Raw genomic sequence first — 16,494 nt, 5'->3', positions numbered from 1 at the left:
TCCGACCCTTGAGAGGCCGCCCTTTCGAATGAGGGGCCCCTTCTCTAGACCCGTCCAGATTGGCCACTATGGGTCCGTCCGATCGGAAGTTGCTGCACAATCCACTTCTCCGCAAGATCGCAGAGTAAGTCCAGGTTCTCTTCCAGGCTAAACGCAGCGTCTTCTACCACTTCAAGCCTGGAGCCGTCGGGAAGCAAGTGGAAGGCTTCCGTCGCGGTCGCAACCAGACCCCGCTTCTCATCTGCCCTGTCGAACACTAGGCAAACCGGAGAGGTAAGGTCGTGTAACAACTCCTCGGGTTTATTCAATGACAGATCAATCAGCGTCTGAGAGTTGATTGTGAAGCAACGGCGGGGCGTGGGCGAATCGTCCGGGATTTCCATCAGTCCGGTTCGGTCCAGTTCATCAAGCTGCTCTGAAGAGAATATCGACTCCCACTCGTAGCTAACCGGGCCCAACACGCCACTGGTTACGAAGAGCGACTCCACTGCCGGTGGTCGACCGCGGAAAGCCGACAGCGATCCGGTGGAGTGCGCGTGTATTAGTTGGCGCGTGTAGCCCTGCTCGGCCAACCAGCCCGAGGCGGCTCGCAGGTCCTCAGTTCTGTGTTCGACAGTTATGCGGTCGTCATCCGAGCTTCCATGTCCCGAGTAGTCGAACCCGAGCGTTGCGTATCCGAGGCCCCGGTATCTTTTCGCCAACTTGGGAAAATGGGCGCTCGAACTGCGGTCCATTAGGAATGAGTGCGAGAACAGTACCGCCGCGTCGGTTGAGTCAACCGGGGCGGTGTAGGTTCCGGCCAGCTCCACACCGCGCGGGGTCAGGATGCGTACTTCGCTCACAACTCAAACGTACCGTCCGACGGCAAGTAAATCACTAGCCTTCGCCCGTGGCGGAGTCTCAGTTCCGCCGCCCGCATCCACACCCCGTCACGCGCACCCGAAATATGAGCGCTCCGGGCGATTATGAGCCAGAGTGACCCATGAACTGTCGGTTTTCCGCATAGCTTCGCACGAGGAACCTCCACGCAGGCAGATACCCAATAGAGAGACCCAAGCCGATCAGGTTACATCGCGCAGCCAATTGGGGCGGCGCAAACCATGAACTTTCCGAGAGGGCCACCGCCACACCACAGACCCTGTCACGAAACTCCCACCCACCGGTAGGATCGTCGAAGAAGGACTAAAGACCGACCGTTCCCGGACGCGAGCCGGGGTTAGAGAGCAACAGCATGAAGAAGATCGGAACCATACTGGCCCTGGGAGTTGCGTTCCTTCTGGGATCGAAGGCCGGACCCAAGCCTTATGCAGCAGTAAAGAGACTGGCGACCAGACTCCGCCATACGGCAGTGGTTTCTAGGCCAATCGAAGGGGCGGCGAACCACGCAGCAGACATCGTACGGGAACGCGGAATGGCTGTGACCGACAGGATGGCAGAGGCAACGTATCGCAGCATAGCTGGAAGTGAGCCTATCGAGGCAACCGTCGTTGACGTCTACGACGCCAAGGACTGACCAAAGGCAGTGCAAGACATCAACGTCGTGGCGGTTCATGATCTGTTCCGTACCATCGATTTGATTGGGGTGCTACTAAACGGAATCCTCGGTGGCAAGCTGGCTCGTCAAAAGCACTTTGATGCAGTTGGCTTCGTGATCCTCGCCGTGATGTCTGCTATGGCCGGGGGCATAATCCGCGACGTAATGCTACAGACGCCCCCCGTCGCCATTACGGACCCGCTCTACATTTCCACCGCCTTAGTTGGAGCCGCCATCGCGTTCTTTTGGAAGCTGAAGAACCGCTTTTGGGTCGTCGCGTTGATCGTTGCTGACGGAGTCGTTCTGGGGGCGTGGGCCGCGACCGGGGCCATGAAGACTATGTCATTCGGATACGGGGTGATGCCAGCACTCCTGCTGGGTATCACCACTGCCATCGGCGGGGGAATGATCCGCGACATAACTGCGGGAAATGTGCCCACAGTCTTTGGAGGCAACAACCTATATGCCACTCCCGCCCTGGTATCGGCGGGGATCATGGTAACGATGTACTCCCTCGGTCTTCCGATGTGGGGAATGGTTTTGGCAACCGTCATTGGATCTTCCTTTACCGTTCTGGCGCACTGGAGGAAGTGGCAGCTACCGGTTCACACTGACTGGAGTCTCTCCATCACTCCAGCACAGCTGCGTCGTCTGCTAAACACGCGCTCTGGTTTTCCGCATCGAGGCGGTAACCCGCCCGAAGACCTCGCGAACCTGAAGCGAGAGTTGGACGAAGTAGACGAGGAGAACTAGCCCCACATTGCGTTGTCGGCACCTCGTGTCATTCTTGATGTATGTGTGGACGATTCACCCTGTATGCGGACGACCAAGAACTAGTTCGCCTATTCGACATCGACGTGGTTGAGGGCGAGCATGGAGAGTCTTTCAATGAGGCACCCTCCCAACTGATCCGATCCGTACGAACCAAGTCTGATGAGCAGCGCGAACTGGATCTCATGAAGTGGGGCCTGGTCCCATTCTGGGCCAAAGACTCCTTCAAACCCCTGATCAACGCAAGAGCAGAAACGGTCACGGAGAAGTCAGCGTTCAAAACAGCGACGTCAAGACGGCGCTGCCTGATTCCAACCAACGGTTACTACGAGTGGAAAGTTGAAGCAGACGGAAAGAAGCAGCCGTACTTTCTATCGCTCGCAACCGATGACGGCACTTCGGCAGCTCCGGGGGCGGAGCCTATAGTCGCCATGGCCGGGATTTTCGACTGGCCGACTCGCGAGGAACGCGAGAAGGAACCCGAGTGGGAGCAGGGAGAGCTCGGTGTGGAGAAGAGGTTGCGGTCAATACCCGCTCCTACCAGCGCTGTTATTACGCGGGCTGCGACCGACACGCTAGGCCACATTCATGACCGAATGCCACTGTTTATTCCGACGAGTGCGTGGAGTGACTGGCTGAACCCAGAGTTGACAGACCTGGGCGATATTCGCGCGCTAATAGACCAGATTGGGACACCACCAATCGTGACGCGACGTGTGGGCAAAGCTGTGGGAAACGTGAGAAACAACCGACCTGACCTTATCCTTCCCGCAGTTGATCCCGAATAGCGCACAGGCCGGGCAAATGGGGGCTTTCCCCAACTTGACTCGGAGTCGTCTGCATCTGTCGGTCCCATAGGCCAAAGTTAGGGGCATGATCTTCGAAAACCACAGATACCCGCGCCGATCTGCCAGCGGCCTCCGCACCGGGCACCTGTGGCGCAATACCCTCGTTTTTGCTATCGCGATAGGAGTTGTTGCCTGGCTTCTGGTCCCGGGGATCGGCCCGAATATCCTCCAACTGCCGGAAGTGCAGGGCCCATGGTCTCGGGCCGGGGCCGGTAATAACCCCGATCTGTTGGCCGACCTGGATTCGCTCAGCATTCGAGGACGAACCGACGTTCCAGACTACCGCCGAACCGAGTTCGGAGACGGATGGGCGGACCTGGACGGGGACGGATGTTCGACACGAAACGAAGTCCTCGCCCGCGATCTTACTGAGATTACATACCGAGAAAGCAGTAATCCGTGCGTAGTGGACACCGGCGTGCTTGATGACCCGTACTCGTCAGGACTGATTGACTTCCAACGGGGTGAGCAGACGTCGCAGGAGGTGCAGATAGACCACGTGGTTCCTCTTGCTGACGCCTGGTATTCGGGAGCGTGGCGGTGGGATCCCCCCACTCGTTATCAGTTTGCGAACGATCCGCTGAATCTGCTCGCAGTCGATGGTGGGGCAAACTTTGAGAAAGGAGCAAAGACGGCAGACCAGTGGCTTCCCTCCAACAAAGACTTCCAGTGCGAGTACGTCGGGCGACAGGTGACCGTGAAGCACCGCTATGCGCTTTCTGTAACGCCAGCTGAGGCCAAAGCAATGAGGCGGGTTATTAGCAAGTGTCCAACTCTGAATGTGAGCACTTGGGACTGAAACGGCCAAATCCGACTATTCTTCAGAGGTGTGGAAGTTCTGCGCGACCATCGACTTGAGGCTAGTAGTCTCATAGGCGAGGAGTTCTAGAACCACAGACCCGTCTTCAAGAGTAGGAATAGCGCCCGAGTGGACAACGCTGGATCAGGGAAGCAGACCAGGACAGCTGCACAGATAGTTGGCCTGATCCTTCTCGGAATTGCCGCCGGTTTCCTTTCTGGAATGTTTGGTGTTGGCGGAGGAATCATCATTGTTCCCGGCCTAATGGCCATTGCGGGATTCTCACAGCGACTCGCTTCAGGAACTTCACTTGCAACAATCGTGCCGCTTGCTTCGGTTGGGGTTATTTCTTATGCATCCCACGGCTCGGTCTCCTGGATTGGAGCCTTACTCCTGGCTCTTGGAGCCATTGCCGGAGCTCAGCTAGGCACTTGGCTGCTGGTTCGAATCAGCCGGAAGCCCCTCCAGATATTCTTCGCCCTTTTCATGGTCGCAGCGATTGTCAGCCTGTTCATGGTTGTGCCGTCACGCGATGCTACCTTGACTATCGACTGGCCCGTCGGGATCGGTCTGGTTGCTCTTGGATTCGTGACGGGAACCCTCTCCGGTCTGCTGGGCGTTGGCGGAGGCATAGTGGTGGTACCCGCACTCATGCTCTTTTTTGGCGTCTCTGACTTGATCGCCAAGGGGACATCTCTACTGGTGATGATCCCGACGGCGCTAACCGGCACGGTATCCAACTTCAAACGGAAAAACGTTGACCTTGCTGCGGCAGCCATTGTCGGGCTTCCAGCCTGCGCAACAACCTATCTCGGGTCCCTCGCAGCATCCGCTGCACCTCCCGAAATTGCAAATATCTTCTTCGCGATCTTCTTGGCGTTCGTCGCTGCGCAGCTTTTGTGGAAGGCTCTCCGCGCTCCAAAGACCAACTAGCCTTTTGTAGGAATCCCTCAGTGAACAAGAAACAGGTGAGTAGCAAATGACCTCCGCGGCCGACCCCGGATTTCCCCCTGAATTTCCCTCCATTGTTGAGGAGCCTCCGGTCGAGGGACTCGTGTTGAACTCGACAATCGAGACGCAACTAGCGCACCGCACTATTCGCGCTTTCACGGATGAACCTGTTGCGGAGGACGTGATGGCGACCCTGCTGGATGTCGCAAGGCACACGGCCTCGTCCGGTTTCTACCAGGGACTCACAATTCTTCGCATTAAGGATCCCCAGATACGACAGCGGATTTACAGGTCTTCCGGACAGCCATACGTTGGCGCTCCTCAGGGCGAACTGCTTGTCTTCGTTGTTGATTTGAGCAAGACCGCCCGCGTGCGCGAAGCGGCTGGAGCGGATCTTGAGCCGCTGGGCCGCACTGGCGCGTTCTTGCAGGGTGCCGATGACGCGGTGTTGGCAGCCCAGAACGTAGTTGTCGCCGCCGAGAGTCTAGGTCTTGGCACCTGCCTTCTCGGTTCGATTCGTACGGACCCCGAAGATTTGATCGACGCAATGAAGCTTCCTAAATACACTTTCCCCCTGCTAGGGATATTAATCGGGCACCCGAACCAGAATCCGCAAATGAAGCCTCGCCTCCCTCGCGAAATCACCATCTCGGTTGACACGTATCCCGATTTTGAATCCGCCCAGTACAAGCAGGCCTGGGCCGACTACGACCAGGTGATTCAGGAGTACTACGACCTTCGTGAGGGCGGAAAGCGGCAGGATACCTACACCGACCAGCTGATCCGGAAGCCGGGCAATCCCGCATCCGAGAAAGCGGACATGCTCGGCGCCCTGCACGCGCAGGGCCTCTGCACTCACTAACTTCCTCCGGAACCCCGACAGCAACGACCAATATAGACAACCGACAAGACTGGACCACAGGCTACTCAGACATATGCGACTCTTCCTAGTTAGACACGGACAAACCACGGCCAACGTTGCGGGAGCGCTGGACACGGCACTTCCCGGAGCCGAACTAACCGATTTGGGCTGGCAACAAGCGGCAACACTGCCGGAGCGATTCGAGGATGTCGAGATCGCCCACATGGCCATTTCGGATCGAACCCGAACAGCTCAGACCGCCAGCTATCTTGCCAAAGCGATCAACCTTGATCCGGTAATCGACCCAGACCTGCGAGAAATCGGGGCAGGTTCCCTTGAGATGAACACGGATATCCCTTCCGTTCGCGCCTATCGGTCGCGCGTGCTGGAGTGGTCTCACGGCAATCTTGATGAGGTCATGCCCGGCGGCGAGAGTGGACATCAGGTAATCGACCGTTTTGATCGGGCGATCCAGCGAGCTCATGAACGCGCAGACACCCCTGGCGCCCTGGTCATCGTGGCTCACGGTGCCATCATCCGAACTTGGTCGCGCCTACGCGCAGGCGTCACCGATCTCGAAGAATATCCCTACGTCGACAACGCGGGAATCGTTGAGATGACGGATGACGAAGGAACCTGGCAGATCAAGAACTGGATGAAGCGCTAACCCCTGATCCCTCTTTCTCAGACCTGCAAATCGGGACCTTATAGACCTGCAAATCGGGACCTACCCTCAAGAAACCCTGGAGTTGCAATGTATAGGCCCCGATGCGCAGACGTACAAATTGATCAGGACTTTGAGTGGGCCGGGGTGTTCTGCTCGAAGGCCCAAGAGGATGCGGAGAGACAACCACCTAGCACAAATGCTTGACTTCGTTCTTGAGTGGAGTTCCCGCAATGTAAGCCCTGAAGTTGTAGTTGATCAGCTCGCCCGCTCTGTATGCGCGCCAGCCCGCGATATGTGGGGAGAGGAGGCAGTTCGGAGCATCCCAAAGAGGCGAATCCGCCGGCAGTGGTTCCACTGGCATCACGTCCAGGGCGGCACCTGCGATGCGGCGCTCCTTCAGAGCTCTTATCAGTGCATCTTCATCAATCGTCGAACCTCGTCCGACGTTACAAACAACCGAACGGTCCGGCAGAAGGTCGAGAACTTCGGCACTCAGCGCCCCGTCCGTATCGGGCTGCGAGGGTAGAACCATCACCAACGCATCAGTCTCCGGCAGGGCCTGGTGGATGTCGCGAACAGCTAGTACCTGGTATCCAGCGCGTTCCCCGGACTCGTGCGCCACTCCCCGAACCTGACACCCGAGAGCCTCAAGCACCGGAGCCATTGCCTGCCCAATCGACCCGAACCCCCAAATCAAGACACGAGCTCCAATCAGGGTGGTGAGTCGCTCAGGATCAAACACCGGCTTAGGCCCTCGTTTCTCTTGCGCCCAGCGATGCTCATCTTGCGCGTGGACCAGATCCGGGATCTGACGAACCAAAGCGAGCAGCAGTGCAACCGCGTGCTCTGTCACAGTTAGGTCGTGCAGCCCTCGACCTGACGTCAGGATCGTACCTTCCGGCAGGCCCGCTCGTGAGAAAGCGTCCGTCCCTGCCGACAGCGACTGCACCCACCCAAGATTCGGCATATCGCGCAAACAGACGAGGGACGGATAAGCTCCCCAACAGATCACCACCTCAGCATCCATGTGCTCGGCTGGGATCGGTAGCTCCTCATCGAACGGAACAACGATTACGCCTTCGGGAACCTCGAAGTTCAACTCCGTACTGTCTGTTACCAGAATCTTCATTGCGTTCTGCTCTCCCTAAAGCTGTGCTCCTGGCTCCACCTGAGGCTCGATCGACACCTGACCCACGGCTACCTCGATGTCGATCATGCTTGGAGAGGAGGCGTCCTCTTTCACTCTCAAGTCCGTCGATCCTAAGACCGACCCCTTCTTTACCCGATACGGCACTGGCGGAACGATCAGATCGGCTGAACCCGTAGCAACTTCCACTCTAAGAAATGAAGGAGCGCCGCCCTTCAGCCACCCCGACAAACTGCCGGCTGCAATCTTCAACTCCACTTTGGCGGTATTTTCCAGCAGAACTCGAGCTTTGCCAGCCGCCAGCCCGATCCGCGCTTCTTGCACCTGAGCCGCCAAATCAAACTCGGATGCTGCCAAATCGGCCTCCACGGCGAGAAAAGCTCCCGCACCATGGAACTTGCAGGCGGCAATATCCAACTCCAGAACCAATCGTCCGTCATTCAGCGCTTGAGGTAGCGTCAAAACAGCGTTCGTCTTTACTCCAGCAAGAAGTTTTGCTCCGGCTCCACTAAGCGGTCTGCGAGGGCCGCTGCTTATCTTCAGCAAGTTGGCCTCCCGTGAAAGGGTCCAGTAATCTGCTTCCTCCCCCTCGACACTCAACACCGCCGTGGACACATCGGCAAAACCGATTCGGAAGTCGGCGGCGGCTGCCTTGAGCTCGACTTCTTCGACTCCTGAAACGTCAACTTCCGCGCGCACCCTGTTCCCCGTCCCTCTAGCCTCAACCGGCGTTATCCAGCAGAAACCACCCTACCGGAGCACGCCCGCAATCCCCTCTCTAACACCGTTTATCAACGCGAGCATCTAGTAAGATTTTGTTATCTGGGTCACCACTTTTCAAAGACGGGGCATGATGGCTGACATAGACACTACTTCGGCGATCATCTCCCTGCTGGTCCTTGTCGTTGTCTTCCTCATCGGCACCGTCAGCAAGCTTCAGATGGGAATCGCCGCCGTTGTCGCCGCGACCATTGTCGGCCCCCTTCTGTTCGGAGAGTCGGTTTCAACGATCGAAAGCGGCTTCCCTCTCAGTCTCTTTTTCACCCTTATCGGCGTCACATACCTGTTCTCCATTGCCACAAATAACGGAACTGTCAACTGGATTGTTGCCCAGGGGTTGCGCCTGGTTGGAGGCCACGCACTCTGGTTCCCGTTCGTCATGTTCTTCGTGACCGCGCTACTAACAGCCATTGGCGCAGCAACCCCGGCGGCCGCGGCAATCCTGATGCCGATAGCCCTTAGCTTTGCCAGACGCAACGACCTGAACCCGCTTCCGATGGCGCAAGCAATCATTCAGGGGGCCACGGCGGGATCATTCTCTCCGATGGGTGTCTACGGAATAATCGTGGATTCCGTGGTGATGAGGTCGGGTGAAGACTTGGTCGCTCTCTACAAGCCGCTGATTACCTGGGGGCTTGTCTTCATCACCAGCTTCATAATCTTCCTGATCACCTGGCTGATATATAGACAGGCGCCGCCCGCAAACGAAGATGCCGATCCCCTCGAAATCGAAAACGACCGCTCCGTTCGAAGCGACCTAGAGAATCACGAAACTAGCGTCGAGCGCATTGTCACCATCGTGGGCATCGCACTGATGGCGGTCCTAGTCCTGGTCTTCGGCCTAGACGTTGGCCTCACCGCCCTGGCCGTCGGCGCGGTCCTTACCTTGCTCTTTCCAAAATCTGCCAAGGGAAGCGTCGGTCAGATCGCCTGGCCAACCATTCTTCTGGTTGGCGGCATCGTCACCTATGTCTCGATGCTCGAGCGACAGGGCATCATCGAGTGGATCGGCCACATCGCCGCGAACCTGGGCGACCCGAAACTAGCCACAATCATCATTTTGCTAGTTGGAGCAATCGTTTCAGCCTTTGCTTCCACAACCGGAATCCTGGGAGCTCTGATCCCATTGTCGGTTCCTTTCCTGGTCACAGTCGGCGGCATTCCGGCGGCGGTTAGTGCAACAATGCTGATCGCCGCCCTCTCCGTCTCTTCATCCGCCGTCGACGTCTCGCCCTTCTCCACAAACGGGGCGCTGGCGGTCGCCAACTCCTCGTATCAAAGCGAATATGTCTACCGGCGCCTGTTTGTCTGGTGCTGGATTCTGATCTTCTTGATTCCTCTTCTGACGTGGGCAATCCTGATCTTGCCGCCCTGGGAAGGATAGCTCTTGTTTTCCGTTGAGGTCCCGTCTGAGATCCCGTTGGAATCTCCAATCAGATTAGGGGGTGACACGCCATGGCAACGGCGCGAAACGGCCCCTATCTGATTGGAGATTCGGAAAAGTCCTCCTTGGAAAACGCTAAAGCGATATCGAAATGTTGCCATGGCTCGGCTGTGCTTACCCAGAGCTTTTGTTAGGATTGCTTACTAAGTAGCGATCAAGTCGCGAAAAGGAGAAGTCAAATGGGGACGTTATCCACCGAGTCATGGTCCAGGCCGAAGACAACCGCTGTCGTCTTAGCCGCAGGGACCGACCAAGAGTCCAGGGAGTTGCTCACCGCCGAGCTCTCAGACAGCACCGTCGTTCAACTTGCCCTCGATAATGTTCGCGAAGTAATCCCGCCCGATCGAATCATTGTCGTCGTCTCCAAGGGCGACACAAAGATCCGTGAACTTCTGGGACCAGAACTCACCTACGTAGAGCAGTCCGAGGCTCTAGGCACCGGCAACGCCGTCGCGCTCGCCCAAGATTCCATTCCTGCCGACACCGAGCAACTATTAGTTACGTATGGCGATACGCCCTTGCTTCGGGCGGACTCTCTGCGGGGACTCCTAAACCGTCATCATCTTCTTGCTGCAGACTTCAGTTTGCTTACCGCTCACGTCGACCAGCCACTACCCTACGGCCGGGTCCAGCGTGGCGACTCCGGGCGCGTAGCAGCGATCATTGAACCAGAAGACCTAGCCGACTCGGCGCAAAACCACGAGATCAACGTGGGGTCCTACGTTGCTGCCCCCGCTACTCTGCTTGAAAAAATCGATTCTCTCGCAAAGCAGGATGAGCACCGCCTCACCGAAGTCGCCCGTAGTTTCATCGACGAAGGCCAAAGAATCTCCACATACCGCATCTACGACACTGATGAGGTTCAGGGAATAAATACGGATGAGGAACTACAAAAGGCAGCCGACATCGTCCTCAAACGCCTATTCATGCCTAAGAAAGACACCGACACCACCATCAAATTCGGCACCGGCGGCTGGCGCGCAATCATTGGCGAGGGATATACCCTTGGCAACCTGCGCCGCCTCAGTCAAGCCATCGCGAACGAGGCCACCCGCCAGGGTATCGAAGACAAGGGAGTCGTCATCGGCGGTGACCGGCGTTTCCTCTCACGTGAGTCCGCCGAGGCCGCCGCCGAAGTCTTCGCCGGCAACAACATCCCCGTGACTCTATTGCCCGACGATGTTCCGACCCCACTTGTCACCTTCGCCGCCCCCTACCTTGGCGCGGCTTACGGCATCATCATCACCTCGTCCCACAACCCGCCCAACTGGAACGGCGTCAAGGTGTTCCGCGCGGACGGCTCGCTGCCCTTGGATGTTGAGACTGACCGCTACCAGGACGAGGCAAACGCACTCACAGTCGATGACGTCATTTCCCTTGACCTAGCCCTCGCCAAGAAGGCGGGCATTGTCGTCGAGAAGTCTCTGACCGACCCCTACATCGATGCCATTGAGGAGATCGTGGACGTCGAAGAAGTCCGGGGACGAGGCCTGCGTGTCATCGTCGATCCGATGTACGGCACCAGCCAACTTACCCTGGGGACGATCCTCTCGGATATGCGCGTCCAATCAGAGTTCATCCACTCTTCCCACAACCCGCTCTTCGGCGGAGTTGCCCCTGCCCCCGACTCCGAACGCCTCTCTGCCCTCATCGGCATGATCAAGGCGGGCGAGGGAAAATACGATCTAGGGATGGCAACGGACGGCGATTCCGACCGCATCGGGATCGTCGACGAGACCGGCGAGTACATCACCACGAACGACCTGCTACTCCTCCTCTACTGGTACCTGCATGAGGTACGAGGAGAAAAGGGTGGTGTCGTCCGCAACGTCGCCACTACACACCTCCTCGACCGCCTCGCCCACCACTTCGGCGAGGAAGTCCGCGAGTGCAAAGTCGGTTTCAAGCACGTAACCGCTGGAATGGAAGAGATCGACGCAGTCATGGGCGGTGAGTCGTCGGGGGGCCTGACTATCCGTGGCTGGATCCTCGGCAAGGACGGAATATTTGCCTGCGCACTGGTGGCTGAAATGCTGGCCCGCACCGGCAAGCGCATCTCTGAGCTGCGCGAAATGATCTACCAGATCACCGGACGACTCTATCAACTGGAAGCCGGTGTCCCTGCGACCCCGGAAATGCGTGTGGCCGTTCCCCGACGTCTCGAAGCTGAACCACTGACGCACATTGGACCCTACCCCGTGGTCGAGGTGCGGCGTGAAGACGGCGTGAAAATCATGCTGGAGAACGACAACTGGGCGCTGCTCCGCTTCTCTGGAACCGAGCCGGTGTTGCGTATGTTTGTCGAGGCAGACTCGCCGGAGAAAGCACAAGAACTACTGGATTGGCTCAAGGGTTTCGTAACCGCGTAGCCCGGCCCCGCAATAAGAAAGCTCTCGTTAATGAAGTACGGACACTTCGATACCGCCACTGACGAGTACGTCATCGACCGACCCGATGTTCCCGTCTCATGGACCAACTACCTGGGGACCAAGGACTACGGCGCAGTCGTTTCTCACAACGGCGGTGGATACAGCTACTACAAGTCGCCCGAATACGGACGTATCACCCGCTTCCGCCAGAACGGGGTCCCGCTAGACCGGCCCGGCAAGTACGTCTATGTTCGCGACGATGCCAACGGGGCATTCTGGTCAATCTCCTGGCAACCCGTCGGACTCCCATTTAGGGCGGAAGAGGACGACCTGGACGGTAAGGCGAGAACCGCCGAAGATTCTGCGCTTTACACCTCCGCCCACGGCCTCGGATATACACGGTACGAGGTCTCATACCGGGGCATCGACGCCTCGCAGACGGTGTTTATCCCCCTTGACGACGATCTGGAAATCTGGGACGTTACCCTGACGAACACAACGGATCAGCGGCGGGAACTGACCACTTCCTCGTACACAGAATTCTCCTTCCACACAATCACCATCGACAATCAGAATCTGCAGATGTCCCTCTACGCGTCCGGTTCGACGTACGAGGACGGGATTATCGAATACGACTTCTACTATGAACCGTGGACGTTCCACTATTTCACCTCCTCGGAGGAACCCTCCTCGTACGACACCCTGCGTGACAGGTTCATCGGGCCGTACCGCACAGAGTCGGATCCGTTGGGGGTCGCTCGTGGTGAGGGAAGCAACTCCCAGGGCACGACACAGAATCACTGTGCAGCCCTACTTCACAAGATCACTCTCGAGCCGGGCGAAACGAAGCGGCTGGTATACGTTCTCGGCCACGGCTCACGGGAGCTGGTCGGCCGAAAGATGCAGGCGAAATACTCGGACATGGCGAACGTCGACGCAGAGTTTGCTCGGCTTCAGGACTATTGGAAGAACAAGCAGTCGCAACTTCATATCGAGACGCCAAATGAGGGAATGAATACCCTTATCAACGCTTGGACGCTACTCCAGGCGGAGACATGCGTGGTGTGGTCCAGGTTTGCTTCGTTCGTCGAGGTCGGTGGGCGAAACGGACTGGGATACCGGGACACCGCGCAGGACGTAATGAGTGTGATTCACACGAATCCAACCAAGACGAAGCAGCGCATAATCGAACTGCTCCGGGCCCAGGTGTCGCAGGGCTACGGGTTGCACCTATTCGACCCGAAGGCATTTGATCCCGATGCGGAGAAACTACCGGATATCCCCTCGCCCACCATTGTGCCGACGCCCTCGACTGATGACCTGATTCATGGCCTCGAAGACACTTGCTCAGACGATCACCTTTGGTTGGTGCCATCGGTGCTCGAGTATGTGAAGGAAACGGGCGATGTCGATTTCTTGGATGAGGTGATTCCGTTCGCGGACGGGAACCCCGGGGCGGTGTATGAGCATTTGTTGGCGGCCTTGGACTTCTCTGCTGAGCAGGTCGGACAGAACGGCGTAGCGCTGGGGCTGCGTGCCGATTGGAATGACTGTCTAAATCTGGGCGGAGGAGAGACATCACTAGTTACCTTCCTGCATGCCTGGGCGATAAGCGAGTTCTTGCCGATGGCCTCGTCTTTGGGCCGGATCGACGATGTGGAGAAGTACCGGAAGGAACTGGAGCGGATCGAGAGGGTCAGCAACGAGCAACTGTGGGACGGCGAATGGTGGATTCGCGGCTATACCCGTGATGGCGTGAAGATCGGGTCGAATGCGAATGCTGAAGGCAAGATATTCCTCGAACATCAGGCTTGGCCGGTGATTGCGGGGATCGCATCGCAGGAGCGCGGGGAAAAATCGATGGACTCGGTCCGAGAATTGCTCGGCTCTCAGTACGGCAACCACTTGAACTGGCCCGCATTCCGAACAGTTGACGACACGGTTGGATTCGTGACGCGCGTGTATCCCGGCATCAAAGAGAACGGGGCGATTTTCAGTCACCCGAACGCTTGGCCGATCATTGCCGAGGCAAAGCTGGGGCGAGGAGACCGGGCGGTTGAGTTCTACGACTCCATCTCTCCGTTCAAACAGAACGACAACATCGAGGTACGAGGGGCCGAGCCTTACGCCTACGTCCAGTTCATTTACGGGCGTGATCACGAGGATTTCGGCAAGGCGCAGAACCCATGGCTCACTGGCACGGCGGGCTGGATGTACACGGCTGTCACCAAGTACATCCTGGGCGTGCGACCCACGATGGAGGGCCTGATTGTTGATCCCTCGATCCCTGACGACTGGGACGGTTTCAAAGTTTCACGAAAGTGGCGCGGGGCCACCTACGACATCGAGGTGACAAATCCGGCTGGAATCTCAAAGGGCGTCGCGAAACTGGTGGTCGACGGCAAGGAGATGGATCCCTCGTCCCCCGTCCCAATTGCTCCTTCGGGAACGACAGTGAAGGTGGAAGCAACCCTCGGATAACCCGCATCTGGTTTGCCAATCAGATCAGGACACGACACGCGGCAAATTTAGGCCAAAAGGTTCCCTATCTGATTGGCAAACCAGAGCGCCTGGAATCGGCGTCCCCCTCCCCCCGGTTAATGTTTCAGTGTTGAAGAGCGGTCGTGCCACGCCGATCCACTTCTCGACGTTAGACGCAATCTGCAAGGTCCTAGAGTGCCAGCCGGGAGACATCCTGGAATACGCCCCGGACAGCTAGCCCTCTGAGGCGCTTCCAAACCGCCGGGAACCCCGGATTATCCGCCAGGGTGGCCACCTGCACCCCACTCCTCTACGCGGTCACGTCGGAGGCATGGCCAACCCGGCAGATATTTAGACGAGCAACTAGTGCAGACGGTCAACCTGCCAGATATTGCGCGTCCCGGCAATCAAAACCAAGGCCTCAAAGAACCGTGGCCTTCTCTGCCACAAGTCCTTGCTTATGCGAGGGCTCCCATCGGGTCCCAGGCCGGGAGCACCAGGGGGTCCTCATCCAGAGCCTTCCGTAGTTCGGCAGGCAGGGCCGACTTTTTCACGACAACCTCGAACACGTACTCCGTGAACCAGTCATCATCCATGGTGAAGAAGCCCTTGCTTCCAACCTCGTCACCCCACGAGTTCTCAACGCGCCAGCGACGATAGCCGGACCCGGCGGGATCCTCATCCACACCCGTCAGAACCATCGCATGGGTCATCAGAGATGAACCCATTAGGACACGCTGCTCCTTGGTAGTGGTCAGGTCGATCCCGAGGGTCGCGTCATAGTCATAAACACCGTTCACCAGCAGACCGGCTTTGCGGTCCGATTGCTGTCCCACGTCACACCCGAACCAAACCGGCTCGCCCTTCCGCATCGAATCCGCAGCCAGATCCTTCATGACCTGGATGTCAGCGTTTAGGTAGAGAATTGGAGCGCCACCGACCACGTTACCTAGATGGGCCACGGTAAGCGGGGAGTTCTTCGGGTGGTTCGTACGAGGATCATCTACCAGACAGACGTACTCGTTCAGATCAAGCTCGGTGTACTTCTTCATAAACTCAAGGGGAGTCATGGTCCCGGCCTGGTGGAACTCGTCGTCCGCATCACGCCACTGCCAGTCGAAGGTGGTGGGAGGAACGCCGAGACTGATCGCTAAAACCCGGTAGACCTCCTGCATGACCTTCCCCGCTAGTTCCTGACGGGCCTCGTTCGAATCGAGACCTCGGAACTCAAGAGCGGTACGGCGTAGCAGAGTCCGAAGGCGCGTGTTCATGGAGTCGGTGTTGGAAGAAGAGAAGGACTCTGGCATGGCCTCCTGCGGCACGACACCGTGCTTGAGGTAAACCGCCGCGAGCATGTCCCACTGGCCCCCGTCGTTGAGCACATCTCCGAGAAGAAACTGGCTCAGCTGGGAGTCCAGGGGCTCACCGGCCTCCACCAGTTCTATCTGGTCTTGCAGGAAGTAGTTGGCGCGCTCAAACTTCTCCCAGAAGACCGCGTAGTTTTGCGAGAGCTCGAACTCTTTCAGGTTCATCTTCTTCATCGCCTGTACGCGAAGCAGGTTGAGAGAGGCAAACAGCCAACAACGACCTGACTTCTTCTGGTTCGTCACAGCCCATTTGTCGAGCTTGATCGACATGGACTGGGGTGTAATCGCTTTTTCGCGATCTAGCGATACGTCTTCCAACCCGACATTGGTTACCCCGTTCATGGTTGCCGCAACCTGCGGGTCATTGTCTACTGCGGAACGGATTTCAGTGATCTGAGCATCGCTCAACTCAAGCAAGGCTAACTCCTAGTTACTTTGGTGTGTACTCCCAAGATACGAATCGGTCTGCCTCCA

Annotated in this window: 15 protein-coding genes; 11 read left to right on the top strand and 4 right to left on the bottom strand. The window is 57.6% G+C overall.

Going from position 1 to position 16,494, the window contains the following annotated elements:
* Nucleotides 1-44 precede the first annotated feature (44 nt).
* Nucleotides 45-842: an alpha/beta fold hydrolase gene (locus tag U6G28_04210; protein ID WRS30896.1), complete on the bottom strand. Its 798-nt coding sequence runs from the start codon at nt 840-842 to the stop codon at nt 45-47.
* 389 nt (nt 843-1,231) lie between these two features.
* On the opposite strand from U6G28_04210, the gene U6G28_04205 reads away from it, so the two are divergent.
* From U6G28_04205 to U6G28_04175, 7 genes are all read left to right on the top strand, one after another.
* Nucleotides 1,232-1,513: a hypothetical protein gene (locus U6G28_04205; protein WRS30895.1), complete on the top strand. Its 282-nt coding sequence runs from the start codon at nt 1,232-1,234 to the stop codon at nt 1,511-1,513.
* Between the two features lie 9 nt (nt 1,514-1,522).
* Nucleotides 1,523-2,287: a trimeric intracellular cation channel family protein gene (locus U6G28_04200; protein WRS30894.1), complete on the top strand. Its 765-nt coding sequence runs from the start codon at nt 1,523-1,525 to the stop codon at nt 2,285-2,287.
* 41 nt (nt 2,288-2,328) lie between these two features.
* Complete coding sequence (locus tag U6G28_04195) at nt 2,329-3,093, top strand: SOS response-associated peptidase (GenBank protein WRS30893.1); 765 nt, start codon at nt 2,329-2,331, stop codon at nt 3,091-3,093.
* An 85-nt stretch (nt 3,094-3,178) separates the two neighbouring features.
* Nucleotides 3,179-3,952, top strand: coding sequence for an HNH endonuclease family protein (locus U6G28_04190; protein ID WRS30892.1), 774 nt, complete (start codon nt 3,179-3,181; stop codon nt 3,950-3,952).
* Between the two features lie 129 nt (nt 3,953-4,081).
* On the top strand, nt 4,082-4,885 hold the full coding sequence (locus U6G28_04185; protein ID WRS30891.1) for a sulfite exporter TauE/SafE family protein: 804 nt from the start codon (nt 4,082-4,084) through the stop codon (nt 4,883-4,885).
* A 46-nt stretch (nt 4,886-4,931) separates the two neighbouring features.
* Nucleotides 4,932-5,765: an NADPH-dependent oxidoreductase gene (locus U6G28_04180; GenBank protein WRS30890.1), complete on the top strand. Its 834-nt coding sequence runs from the start codon at nt 4,932-4,934 to the stop codon at nt 5,763-5,765.
* A gap of 73 nt (nt 5,766-5,838) precedes the next feature.
* Entirely contained in the window at nt 5,839-6,432 is a 594-nt protein-coding gene (locus tag U6G28_04175) for a histidine phosphatase family protein (GenBank protein ID WRS30889.1), read from the top strand.
* Between the two features lie 187 nt (nt 6,433-6,619).
* On the opposite strand, the gene U6G28_04170 is transcribed toward U6G28_04175, so the two are convergent.
* Both U6G28_04170 and U6G28_04165 read right to left on the bottom strand, forming a co-directional pair.
* Nucleotides 6,620-7,561, bottom strand: a complete 942-nt coding sequence (locus U6G28_04170; protein WRS30888.1) for an NAD(P)-dependent oxidoreductase — start codon at nt 7,559-7,561, stop codon at nt 6,620-6,622.
* A gap of 15 nt (nt 7,562-7,576) precedes the next feature.
* Complete coding sequence (locus U6G28_04165) at nt 7,577-8,278, bottom strand: hypothetical protein (GenBank protein ID WRS30887.1); 702 nt, start codon at nt 8,276-8,278, stop codon at nt 7,577-7,579.
* Nucleotides 8,279-8,429: 151 nt separating this feature from the next.
* Between U6G28_04165 and U6G28_04160 the strand changes: the two genes are divergently transcribed.
* The 4 genes from U6G28_04160 to U6G28_04145 all read left to right on the top strand — a co-directional run bounded on the left by U6G28_04160 (nt 8,430) and on the right by U6G28_04145 (nt 14,891).
* The gene (locus U6G28_04160) at nt 8,430-9,743 is read left to right on the top strand and encodes an SLC13 family permease (protein ID WRS30886.1); all 1,314 of its coding nucleotides are present in this window, start codon (nt 8,430-8,432) and stop codon (nt 9,741-9,743) included.
* Nucleotides 9,744-9,982: 239 nt separating this feature from the next.
* Nucleotides 9,983-12,172, top strand: a complete 2,190-nt coding sequence (locus tag U6G28_04155) for an NTP transferase domain-containing protein (GenBank protein ID WRS30885.1) — start codon at nt 9,983-9,985, stop codon at nt 12,170-12,172.
* Between the two features lie 30 nt (nt 12,173-12,202).
* Complete coding sequence (locus tag U6G28_04150) at nt 12,203-14,653, top strand: hypothetical protein (GenBank protein WRS30884.1); 2,451 nt, start codon at nt 12,203-12,205, stop codon at nt 14,651-14,653.
* A 127-nt stretch (nt 14,654-14,780) separates the two neighbouring features.
* Nucleotides 14,781-14,891: a helix-turn-helix domain-containing protein gene (locus tag U6G28_04145; GenBank protein WRS30883.1), complete on the top strand. Its 111-nt coding sequence runs from the start codon at nt 14,781-14,783 to the stop codon at nt 14,889-14,891.
* Between the two features lie 220 nt (nt 14,892-15,111).
* Here U6G28_04145 and U6G28_04140 read toward each other — a convergent pair whose 3' ends face one another.
* On the bottom strand, nt 15,112-16,437 hold the full coding sequence (locus U6G28_04140) for a C1 family peptidase (protein WRS30882.1): 1,326 nt from the start codon (nt 16,435-16,437) through the stop codon (nt 15,112-15,114).
* Nucleotides 16,438-16,494: the final 57 nt, after the last annotated feature.

The organism is Actinomycetaceae bacterium MB13-C1-2, from assembly GCA_035621235.1.
Taxonomy (GTDB): domain Bacteria; phylum Actinomycetota; class Actinomycetes; order Actinomycetales; family Actinomycetaceae; genus Scrofimicrobium.
This window is presented reverse-complemented; position numbering and strand designations above follow the sequence as displayed.

What these genes read in the sequence shown, in the direction of transcription:
- U6G28_04205 (WRS30895.1), top strand. Translation starts at nt 1,232, where the DNA reads ATGAAGAAGATCGGAACCATACTGGCCCTGGGAGTTGCGTTCCTTCTG.
- U6G28_04195 (WRS30893.1), top strand. Translation starts at nt 2,329, where the DNA reads ATGTGTGGACGATTCACCCTGTATGCGGACGACCAAGAACTAGTTCGC.
- U6G28_04190 (WRS30892.1), top strand. Translation starts at nt 3,179, where the DNA reads ATGATCTTCGAAAACCACAGATACCCGCGCCGATCTGCCAGCGGCCTC.
- U6G28_04180 (WRS30890.1), top strand. Translation starts at nt 4,932, where the DNA reads ATGACCTCCGCGGCCGACCCCGGATTTCCCCCTGAATTTCCCTCCATT.
- U6G28_04175 (WRS30889.1), top strand. Translation starts at nt 5,839, where the DNA reads ATGCGACTCTTCCTAGTTAGACACGGACAAACCACGGCCAACGTTGCG.
- U6G28_04170 (WRS30888.1), bottom strand. Translation starts at nt 7,561, where the DNA reads ATGAAGATTCTGGTAACAGACAGTACGGAGTTGAACTTCGAGGTTCCC.
- U6G28_04160 (WRS30886.1), top strand. Translation starts at nt 8,430, where the DNA reads ATGATGGCTGACATAGACACTACTTCGGCGATCATCTCCCTGCTGGTC.
- U6G28_04155 (WRS30885.1), top strand. Translation starts at nt 9,983, where the DNA reads ATGGGGACGTTATCCACCGAGTCATGGTCCAGGCCGAAGACAACCGCT.
- U6G28_04150 (WRS30884.1), top strand. Translation starts at nt 12,203, where the DNA reads ATGAAGTACGGACACTTCGATACCGCCACTGACGAGTACGTCATCGAC.